Genomic DNA, 10,661 nt, shown 5'->3' with positions numbered 1-10,661 from the left:
TAGGGCATGGAACCTTTTAATAAAACAGATATTCATGATTTAGTTAATGACAATAAGGATAAATATTATGTACCAGCTGAACTATTTGATGGTATGCAGTATAAGCTTGTTCGTCTAGAAGTGAAATGGGCTTATGTAGCTTGCCTTAATGTGATGCTGAAATCACCAATGTTTGATAATGAGAATAATGCTTATATTAAGGATGATTCTCCAATGATTATTGAAACACTGAAAAAGATTGCCAATAAGAAGGTAGACAAAGAAAAGATTGCTGGCTACTTGAATGAATTGGAAGAAGCAGGCCTTGTTGAAAGACAGGGACGCAATGTTTATTTAAAAAGAATTGTAGATATTTTTTAAAGCAGGGCTTTCCTGCTTTTTTTATAAGGGAGGGGATAAATAATGATTCATTTTCTTATCAAGAAATTTGTCAAAGACTACAGCGATACAACCAATGCAAAAGTACGTGTACAATATGGTATGCTTGCATCCATTGTCGCAATCTTCCTCAATATCATCTGTGCATCTTTCAAGCTCGTGCTTGGCTTTATTGCCCACTCTTCTTCAGTTATTGCCGATGGCTTAAACAACTTCTCTGATGTTGGCAGCAATATTGCCAGCCTGCTTGGCTTCGCGTTAGCACAAAAACATCCTGACATGGAACATCCCTATGGCCATGGCCGTTATGAATATCTCATGGGCTTAGTGATTGGCTGTTTGATTTTTATCGTTGGTATTCTTTCAGGATATGAAGCCATCATGCATATTATCAAGCCGGTTGAACTTAAGGTGAATGTGGTTATTATTATTGCTTTGATTTTTACAATTGGGATTAAGGGCTGGATGTTTTATTTTAATAATGCGATTGGTGATACAATTGACTCCAAGACGCTTAAAGCAGCGGCTATTGATTCTAAGAATGATGTTCTTTCCAATATTGCCTCTATTATTGGCTTATTGGGCGGGGCTTTTACAAGCTGGCCTGTTGATGGTGCTGTCGGTCTTGTCGTATCAATTATTGTCATAAAGGGTGGGGTAGAAACAATCTCTACGATGATTGACTCAATCTTAGGCTGTACACCTGATCCAGAGCTTGTAGATGAGATTAAGCAATATGTCCTCAGTCAGCCAGACATATTAGGCATTCATGATATGATGTTTCATGACTATGGCCCAGGTTCACGTTTTTGCGTGCTACATGCAGAAGTAGATAACGATATGACATTGATTGATGCTCACCATCTTATCGATGGCATCGAAAGAAATATCTTGAAGAAATACAATATCATGACAACCATACACTATGATCCTATTGAAACCCATGATCAAACAACACAATTACTCAAAGATAAAATGGAAAAGATTGTCCATGATATCAACAAGAATTATTCGATTCATGATTTTCATCTTGTCAAGGGAGAACAACCTCAACTCATATGTGATATTCTTATCCCTAATGATGACAAGGTTGATGAAGAAATCATTCGTCAAAAGATTGAAGAAAAAATGAAAGTGGATAACCCGGAAATCATCTGTATACTACAGTTTGATCATTCCTTTATTTAACGAAATTTTTCCATTTTTATAACCCTTTACAAGTGGTTTTTTGATAGGGATTATGCTAGAATTTGAAACAGAATGAAAGGAGATGTAAGTAGATGGACAAAACCGATAGCGTGCCGCGATCCTCATACAATACACTCCTTTTAAGAGCATGTCTGTATTAAGGATTCGCATATTGTATGACGTATCGCCTCTAAAAAAAGAAAAATAATGGAGGATCGATATGGAAAAGAATAGATTAAAAGACCTTCTCTTAAATCATACAAGAGAAGAAATACAGGAAGAAATCGATGATATTCATCCAGCTGACTTACTTGAATTATTAGAAGAAACAGAAGATGAAGATCAGCGTCGAGAACTCTTGAATGATATCCCTGATGATATTGTTGCCGACATCGTCGAAGAAATGGACGATGAAGACGACCAGTATGAGTTCTTGCATATGTTCCCAAAGAATCGTCGTAAAGAAATCTTGGATGAGATGAGTGACGATGAGTTAACCGACTTAGTTGGGGAACTTGATGAAGAAGAAGGACGTGAAGTCTTAAGCGAACTAGAACCAGATGACCAGCAGCAAGTCAAGCAGTTATTAAGCTATGACCCAGAAACTGCCGGTGGTATCATGACAACCGAATATGTCTATATCTTCGCAAAGAATACTGTTGCGGATACTTTGAAATATTTGCAGTCAGTTGAAGATGAAGAGGAAATTAAGTCATATCTGTATGTCGTAGATGCCTTAGACCATCTAAAAGGCGTCGTAGCTTTACGTGATATTGTCAGAAGTTCATTTGATACTAAGATGATGGATATTATTAATGATAATGTCATTGCCATTAACTATAAGGAAGACCAGGAAGAAGTTGCCAATACATTTAAAAAGTATGGTTATTCTTTAATGCCTGTTGTTGATGATGATAATAAGATGCTTGGTATCATTGAAATTGATGATATCTTAGATGTCATGGAAGAAGAAACAACCGAAGATATGAACTTGATGGCTGGTATGGATTCAGAAGAAGATGTTGATTCAACACTCTCAGAATCATTCAAGTCACGTATTCCTTGGCTTGTTGTGAATTTGGCAACAGCAGTTTTAGCAGCAGCCGTTGTCAATAATTTCTCAGGAACAATTGAGAAAGTTGTCTCCTTATCCGCTGTTATGAGTATTGTAACAGGCATGGGTGGGAATGCCGGAACCCAGTCTCTTACAATTCTTGTTCGTGGTTTATCACTGAATGAAGTTACGAAGGATAATGCCTTACGTATTTTCTTAAAAGAATTAGGTGTAGGGGTACTGACTGGTATTGTCATTGGTATTATTGTCGGTATTGGTTCAACAATCTTTGCTCATAATCCTTGGTTTGGCGTTGTTGCCGCGCTCGCAATGTTGTTGAATATGATTGCTGCTAACTTTGCGGGTTACCTCGTACCAGTCATTCTTAAGAAAATGCACATTGACCCAGCGCTTGCTAGTGGTGTATTTGTCACGACTGTTACTGACTGTCTAGGATTCTTCTTTTTCCTAGGTCTAGCAACAATGTTCTTACCGCTACTTGTCTAGAAAGATGAATGCTCAGTTCATCTTTTTTATTCGTTATTGAAAAAGCATTCTCATTAAAAGAGAATGCTTTTTATAGATATTATTTTTTAAATTTAGAAGCTAATTGCATAAGCTGGTCTTTAGAGATATTGAAACGATCACATAAGTCATCTAGCATTTGATTCAGCTCCTCTGGAGATTTATCCTTAATGCTTTCTGGGTCAATGCCTGTCATACTTTTAATAAGATCAGGATTCTTATTGTACATCTCTCTAGCCTGTTCGAACATGGAATTCTGTTTTTCACGATCCTTTGCGACAGCCTTCTCGAGGGCATCAATTTCATCACTGTCAAGTTCTAATTCCTCAACAAGATTCATAATCTTATCACCAAGTAAACTCATATTCATCATATAAGTCTGAAGTTCAGTATCTTTGTTTTCTTCAAGTTCTTCAAGATAGGCATTTAAGCTTTCTTCTTGAAGTGGTGTGAGTGCTGTATCTTCATAAGCATCATTTTTAATGTCATTTAGAATAATACCGCCATAATAGTAAATTGCATCAACATCGCTCATCTCATAATGTACTTCAAGATTTGTCAGTTGACCAATAGCTTCAGCAATCATCTTGCAAAACGTTTCATTACCATTAAAACGTGCAGTCTTCTCACCCTTAAGAATGAGCTGATCACTCTTGCCATGCTCTTTATGAATGATAATATCACTTAAGTTTTCAAACGGGAAAAAGCCTGGCTTATTAACACAATAATAGAACCCCTGATCTGTTACCATAAAACCATGTGTTTCATCTATTTCACCATAAAGCTTTATTTCTTTTATATCTGTAGATCCATAGGCATCAATGGCTTGACCGATTGTTATGGGTAGATTGTTTTTATTATAATATTGCATTATTTCTCCTTTCGTTATCGCTATGTTTTTGGTTAAAATTGATAGCTTATCTTATTCCTACGGGCAATATTATAGCAAAGTTTATTGTTATTTTGAATGATATCTTGTTGTGTAGTGTAGAAAGGGGCTACAAGCTTATTCCCTGCCTTTAAAGAAATTCTTCCAATACATATTTCTTTATCAAATATTTTTTCTAAAAACATTCACAAATGTACTTTAGAGTTGCGTCTTTCATACACATTTTGTCATCAGGATTGTTTCTTATAGCATCTCATTGTGACTGGCTTTCTTTTAAAGGCTAGTAAAACTAATAATCAATGATTATTCAGGCTTGTAATGGTTCATGAAAAATAATACAATCCCATGCAAAGAAAAAGGAAGGTTCATAGGAGAAGACCTTCCTTTTATTATTAAAGTTGAATGATTTTAGAATTTGCCTTCAGCAGCAGCTTTTTCAACTGCAACAGCAACGGCAACAGTAGCACCAACCATTGGGTTGTTACCCATACCGATTAAGCCCATCATTTCTACGTGAGCAGGTACTGATGAAGAACCAGCGAACTGTGCATCTGAATGCATACGACCCATAGTATCAGTCATACCATATGAAGCAGGTCCTGCAGCCATGTTATCTGGATGTAATGTACGACCAGTTCCTCCACCAGAAGCAACTGAGAAGTAAGGTCTACCAGCTTCGATTCTTTCTTTCTTATAAGTACCAGCTACTGGATGCTGGAAACGAGTTGGGTTAGTTGAGTTACCTGTGATAGATACATCAACATCTTCTAACCACATGATTGCTACGCCTTCACGTACGTCATCTGCACCATAGCAGTTAACTTTAGCTCTGTCACCATCAGAGTAAGGAGTTCTTGAAAGAACATTTACTTTACCAGTGAAATAATCGAACTGTGTTTCAACATAAGTGAAACCATTAACTCTTGAGATGATCTTAGCAGCATCTTTACCTAAACCATTTAAGATAACTCTTAATGGCTGCTGTCTTACTGTATTTGCGTTTAATGCAATCTTGATTGCACCTTCAGCAGCAGCGAAAGATTCATGACCAGCTAAGAATGCGAAACACTTAGTTTCTTCATCAAGTAATCTTGCACCTAAGTTACCATGACCTAAACCAACTTTACGGTCATCAGCAACTGAACCAGGGATACAGAATGACTGTAAACCTTCACCAATAGTCTTAGCAGCATCTTTTGCTTTCTTATCACCATGCTTGATAGCTAAAGCAGCACCTACAGTGTAAGCCCATTTAGCGTTTTCGAAGCAGATTGGCTGAGTAGACTGAACGATACCATAAGCATCTACGCCTGCATCGTCACAGATCTTCTTTGCTTCTTCTAAGTCTTTAATGCCATATTCATTTAACTTAGCGTTGATCTGTTTAATTCTTCTTTCATAACCTTCGAATTCGATAGCCATTATGTAATCCTCCTTATTCCTTTCTTGGATCGATGTACTTAGCAGCATTTTCGAATCTACCATAGTGACCAGTAGCTTTCTTAACAGCTTCGTTAGCATCTTCTCCAGCCTTAATCATATCCATCATTCTGCCTAAGTTAACGAATTCATATCCGCAGATCTGATCATCATTATCTAAGGCAACTCTTGTGATATAACCTTCAGTTAATTCAAGGTAACGAGGACCTTTAGCTTTAGTTGCGTAAGTAGTACCAACCATTGATCTTAAGCCTTTACCTAAGTCTTCAAGGCCAGCACCGATTACTAAACCACCTTCAGAGAATGCAGACTGTGAACGACCGTAAACAATCTGTAAGAATAATTCTCTCATGGCAGTGTTGATGGCATCACATACTAAGTCAGTATTTAATGCTTCAAGTACTGTACGGCCAACAATAGCTTCAGCAGCCATTGCTGCAGAATGTGTCATACCAGAACATCCAACTGTTTCAATTAAACATTCTTCGATGATACCTTCCTTAACATTTAGAGATAATTTAGCAGTACCCTGCTGAGGTGCACACCAGCCGATACCATGAGTGTATCCAGAGATATCCTTAATCTCTTTTGAATAAACCCATTTTCCTTCTTCAGGAATAGGGGCACAACCATGATTGCCGCCCTGTTTAACGCAATACATTTCTTCAACTTCGTTTGAATAAATCATTTTTTACTCCTTTCTCCTATGACGCGTTTCTGACTTCGTCCAAAAAGTCAGACTAAAAGGTGAGGGTTTCACCTACGAAAATTATATTCTCTAGCCCCTTTAAAGTCAACAAAACTCTTGACTTTAGCATAATCTCAATAAACGTAAAAAAGGCATCCAGATGGATGCCAAATTTATATGAATAACAGGGGGTAATTTCTGTTAGTCAATATTAATATAATGAGTTTCTTCAATTTTCTTAGGTGCTTCTTTAGGTAAAGTAATAAACAATTCACCATTTTCAAAGCGTGCTTTGATGTCTTCAGGCTTGAATTCCTCACCGACATAGAAGCTACGGCTAGCATCGCCATGATAACGTTCGCTACGAATCATATTGCCTTCTTTCACTTCTGAGGCAGTTACTGAAACAGTCAAATAACCATCTTTCAAATTAAGCTTTACCTGTTCCTTATTGATACCTGGTAATTCAATAGCTAAAACATAGTTATCACCCTGTTCATAAATATCAGTTTTCATTGAACTTACTTTCTTAGCAGGGGCAAAGTAATCATCATTAAATAAATCATCGAATAAGTTAAAATACATATATATCCACTCCTTTTGTGTTTCTTTATCTTTTACATCTATTACTTTACTCTTCCGATTTAGCAGTGTCAACTAATAAGTGCTAAAAATAAGCACTTTCTTTTAAAGAGTGCTAAATACAGTGTGCTTTAGAAGGAATGGTATGGTTGTTGTGCAATAATTTGGTATACTATGGGATATAGGAGTGTGGAGAAGATGATTAAGGGTATTTCTATCATGGCAAGATTGCTGAATTTTGTGAATTTTGGAGAGGGTAAGGCATCGGAATATGATGTCGCAAGAATGATAGTGAAGCATTATCATGAAATTCCACAGCTGACAATCTATGAACTTGCAGATTTATGCTTTGTTTCAGCGAGTACCATTACAAGATTTGTAAGGAAACTTGGTTATGCAAGCTATAAGGATTTTAAAGATGAGATTGCTTCGACGCTTGCAATTGATGTTGATTATGATAAAAAGGTTGTCAATGCGAAAGAAACAGATCTCCAATCCATCTTTCAGACATATACTCAAAACGTCATTGAGAATATTCAATTTACTTATGAAAATATAGATTATAGACAAATGAAACGCATTGCAGAAATGCTTCATGATGCCTCTTCTATTGCCTTCTTTGGCTTAGAATATGCGAACTATGCAGGCTTGCATTTTCAAAACAAGATGTCTTCCTTTAATCGCTTTGTTCAAATCGGGACAAGTGATGAAAAGCAGTTAGAACTAGCACAAAGTCTAAGTCAGGACTCACTAGCCATTGTTGTCTCATTAGAAGGCAGTTTCTTTTATCATCATGAAGACATTATGAATACACTTGTTAAGAATCGATGTAAGATTGTTTCAATCACAATGTTGCGTGTGGGGAAAGTCTTGCAGTTCTCGGATGAAGTTATTCATATTAATAAGATGAATAATTCTACGGAAGGTAGAATCACAATCATGTATTTCCTAGAACTACTGATTATGAACTACTATATTCGTTATGGCTCAAATAGAATTTCATAAAGTGAAACTCAGCTCGTAATTCTGCAATTACGGGCTTTTTCTTGATGGCTAGAAATGGAATCCAACGTGATACGATAAGCATGCGAGGAGGAAAACTTATATGAAACAATTTCCTAAGAACTTTTTATGGGGTGCTTCAACAAGTGCATTTCAGGTAGAAGGTGGCTATGGAGAAGGGGGACGTGGTATTGCCAATAGCGATATGCGTTTTATTCCAGAAGGTCAAGCTGATTTCAAGATTGCTTCAAATCATTATCATCATTTTAAGGAAGATGTGGCATTGATGAAGGAACTTGGCTTAAAGGTCTATCGTTTCTCTTTCTTATGGAGTCGAATTATGCCTGATGGTCATAAAGTCAATGAAGAAGGATTACATTTCTATGATCAATTGATTGATGAGCTTATCAATCAAGGTATAGAACCTTTACCAACACTCTATCATTTTGAAATGCCCTATCATTTAATTGAGGAATTTGGGGGCTGGCGTGATCGTCGCTGTGTTGATGCCTATGTTGCTTATGCCAAAGTTTGCTTTGAAAGATTTGGCAAGAAGGTGAAAAACTGGATAACCATTAATGAACAGATGTGTGCCACAACACCTGATGACATGAATGGTAATCTAGAAAAAGATGATGACAAGAGACATCAAGTTCTTTACCAAATGAGCTATCATATGACCTTGGCGGAAAAGATTACAATTGGACTCTTTCATAAAATGATTGCGGATGGACATATTGGTCATGTCGTTGCCATGCAGAGTGTCTATCCTGCAACAAGTGATCCTTTAGATGTCCAGGCGGCAATGAATGCCCAGGATGAACTGATGTGGAGTTTCTTAGATTTATCAATTCAAGGCTCATATTCTCACCATTTTACAAGCTATCTTAAGAAACATGGCTGGTATCCAGAAATGTTGGAGGAAGATCAAAAGTATTTAAGAGAACATCCTGACTTTATTGGGGTTAATTATTATTCCTCATTAACAGTAAGGGCAAAGAGAAAAGATGATGATACAAGTCATATGCCTCCATTCTTTATTTCTGATCAGTTCTATGTGGTGAGAAATACGAAACTTAAGCCAACCGAATGGATGCATTTTGGTATCGACCCAGAAGGGCTCTATATGGGAATGAGAGCTATCTATGATCGCTATCACTTACCAATGATCATTACCGAAAATGGTATGGCTTATAGTGATATGCTGGAAGATGGTCATATTCATGATGTTTACCGTATTGATTATTTAGAGAAACATTTGGTTCAAGTAGCGCGCTTAGTTGACGAGGGGTACCCAGTATTAGGATATTGCCCATGGTCTTTTGTGGATCTTGTCAGCACGCATGAAGGCTTTGGTAAGCGTTATGGCTTAGTTTATGTCAACCGGACAAATACTGATCCAATGGATTGCAAGAGAATCAAGAAAGACAGTTTTTACTGGTATCAGAATGTGATTAAAAATGGGTGCATATCATAGAAATAAATTATAATTGATCCAAAGACAAGAGAATTCATATGATAAGAATCTAGATATATCTAAGCTGTTGAATTATTTATGATGAAAATAGATTATTACTCATCGACAAATATCAATTTTACTTTATGAGAAAGGAAATCAAAAATGACAAAGTTTAATGAAAAAGCAAAACAAATCTTAACGAAAGTTTCTGAATTATTTGCTCAAAGTGTTACATTAAATATTATTAGTTCCTCATTTATGATGATTTTACCAGTCATTATTATTGGGTCTATCGCAGCATTATTGAAGGGCATTGATATTGGTGGATACCAAAAATGGCTTATGAGCTCTGGTATTGCCTTTTATAAAGCTTTAGCAACTATTTATCAATTTACGACTGGCTTTATGGCAATCTTTATTACATTTAGTGTTGGATATCAATATGCGAATCGTAAAAATATTAATAAGCAAGCTATCACTATAGGCATTCTAAGTGTTGTTTCTTTCTTAATTGTTACACCATATACAGTAGCTGATAAAAAGACATTTTCTCCATTAAATTTACCTTTTAGCTGGTTAGGAGCATCAGGCATGTTCTTAGCAATTGTTGTTGGCTTTTTGGTTGGTATCATTTTTAAATTCTGTATTGATAAGGATATTAGAATTAAATTACCAGAAGCAGTGCCTCAAGAAGTTTCAAATCAATTTTCAGCATTAATTCCTGGGGTAATTACGATTACATTCTTTGCTATTGTGGATTTCCTATTTGGCCTAACGCCATTTGGAAATGTTCAAGATGCAGTGTATGCATTAGTGAGAATTCCATTGAGCTTTGTAGGGAAATCAGTTGTTGGATATTACTTCATAATTATGTTTATGTATTTATTATGGTTCTTTGGCATCCATGGTGGGATGACTGTTGGACCAATCATTATGATGATTTTTATGCCATTACAATTGGAGAATCTGGCTGCTTATCAAGCTGGACAAGCATTGCCACATGCATTTGTTGGAACACATATAAGTGTTGGAACTGGATCACTCGCATTATTAGTAGCTGGCTTAATTGTATGTAAGTCTAAATCAAACCGATCAATTATTAAATTAGCTCTCATTCCAGCCTTTTTTGGAGTAGATGAACCTGCGTATTTTGGTTTGCCAATGATTTTAAATCCAATTTTCTTTATACCTTGGGTTATTGTTGTACCAGCTTTACAAGTATTTGGAACATATTTCTTGCAATTGCTGAAGCTAGTTCCATATTGTAATGGTGCTCAGATCTTTGGAAGTACACCATTTTTCCTGATCAATCTTATGACATACCAATGGCAAGGCTGCATTGCCGGATTAGTTTTCTTTGTACTGGCAGTTTGTGTTTATTTGCCATTTATGAAAATCTACGATAAGCAATGTTTAGAAAAAGAAGAATCCGAAATAGAAAACTCTTAGGAGGATA

Annotated in this window: 10 protein-coding genes; 6 read left to right on the top strand and 4 right to left on the bottom strand. The window is 36.3% G+C overall.

Annotated elements, in window-relative coordinates; translation table 11 throughout:
• Positions 1-6 precede the first annotated feature (6 nt).
• The 3 genes from T529_RS0104090 to mgtE all read left to right on the top strand — a co-directional run bounded on the left by T529_RS0104090 (position 7) and on the right by mgtE (position 3,127).
• Positions 7-360 (top strand): hypothetical protein, encoded by a 354-nt coding sequence (locus T529_RS0104090; protein WP_033162350.1) that lies wholly within the window; start codon positions 7-9, stop codon positions 358-360.
• Positions 361-402: 42 nt separating this feature from the next.
• Positions 403-1,566 (top strand): cation diffusion facilitator family transporter, encoded by a 1,164-nt coding sequence (locus T529_RS0104085; RefSeq protein ID WP_033162349.1) that lies wholly within the window; start codon positions 403-405, stop codon positions 1,564-1,566.
• Positions 1,567-1,786: 220 nt separating this feature from the next.
• Positions 1,787-3,127, top strand: a complete 1,341-nt coding sequence (gene mgtE / locus T529_RS0104080; RefSeq protein ID WP_033162348.1) for a magnesium transporter — start codon at positions 1,787-1,789, stop codon at positions 3,125-3,127.
• Between the two features lie 79 nt (positions 3,128-3,206).
• Here the strand turns inward: mgtE and T529_RS0104075 are convergent, their stop codons facing one another.
• From T529_RS0104075 to T529_RS0104060, 4 genes are all read right to left on the bottom strand, one after another.
• Entirely contained in the window at positions 3,207-4,016 is an 810-nt protein-coding gene (locus T529_RS0104075) for a hypothetical protein (protein ID WP_033162347.1), read from the bottom strand.
• 426 nt (positions 4,017-4,442) lie between these two features.
• Positions 4,443-5,456 carry a GGGtGRT protein gene (locus tag T529_RS0104070; RefSeq protein WP_033162346.1) on the bottom strand — a complete coding sequence of 338 codons (1,014 nt, stop codon included), beginning with the start codon at positions 5,454-5,456 and terminating at the stop codon, positions 4,443-4,445.
• 13 nt (positions 5,457-5,469) lie between these two features.
• Positions 5,470-6,162: an iron-sulfur cluster assembly scaffold protein gene (locus tag T529_RS0104065; protein ID WP_033162345.1), complete on the bottom strand. Its 693-nt coding sequence runs from the start codon at positions 6,160-6,162 to the stop codon at positions 5,470-5,472.
• A gap of 201 nt (positions 6,163-6,363) precedes the next feature.
• On the bottom strand, positions 6,364-6,747 hold the full coding sequence (locus T529_RS0104060) for an Hsp20/alpha crystallin family protein (RefSeq protein WP_033162344.1): 384 nt from the start codon (positions 6,745-6,747) through the stop codon (positions 6,364-6,366).
• Between the two features lie 195 nt (positions 6,748-6,942).
• Here T529_RS0104060 and T529_RS0104055 point away from each other — a divergent pair, with 195 nt between their 5' ends.
• The 3 genes from T529_RS0104055 (at position 6,943) to T529_RS0104045 (ending at position 10,654) form a co-directional block, all read left to right on the top strand.
• Positions 6,943-7,749 (top strand): MurR/RpiR family transcriptional regulator, encoded by an 807-nt coding sequence (locus tag T529_RS0104055; protein ID WP_033162343.1) that lies wholly within the window; start codon positions 6,943-6,945, stop codon positions 7,747-7,749.
• A gap of 100 nt (positions 7,750-7,849) precedes the next feature.
• Complete coding sequence (locus T529_RS0104050; protein WP_033162342.1) at positions 7,850-9,223, top strand: glycoside hydrolase family 1 protein; 1,374 nt, start codon at positions 7,850-7,852, stop codon at positions 9,221-9,223.
• Between the two features lie 144 nt (positions 9,224-9,367).
• A complete protein-coding gene (locus T529_RS0104045; RefSeq protein WP_033162341.1) occupies positions 9,368-10,654 on the top strand; it encodes a PTS sugar transporter subunit IIC in 1,287 nt (428 codons plus the stop codon).
• The last annotated feature ends 7 nt before the right edge of the window (positions 10,655-10,661 follow it).

The sequence above is a fragment of the Sharpea azabuensis DSM 18934 genome (assembly GCF_000702165.1).
In the GTDB taxonomy this organism is placed as follows: domain Bacteria; phylum Bacillota_I; class Bacilli_A; order Erysipelotrichales; family Coprobacillaceae; genus Sharpea; species Sharpea azabuensis.
Note: the sequence above shows the minus strand (reverse complement) of the source record. Positions and strands in the feature narration are given on the sequence as shown.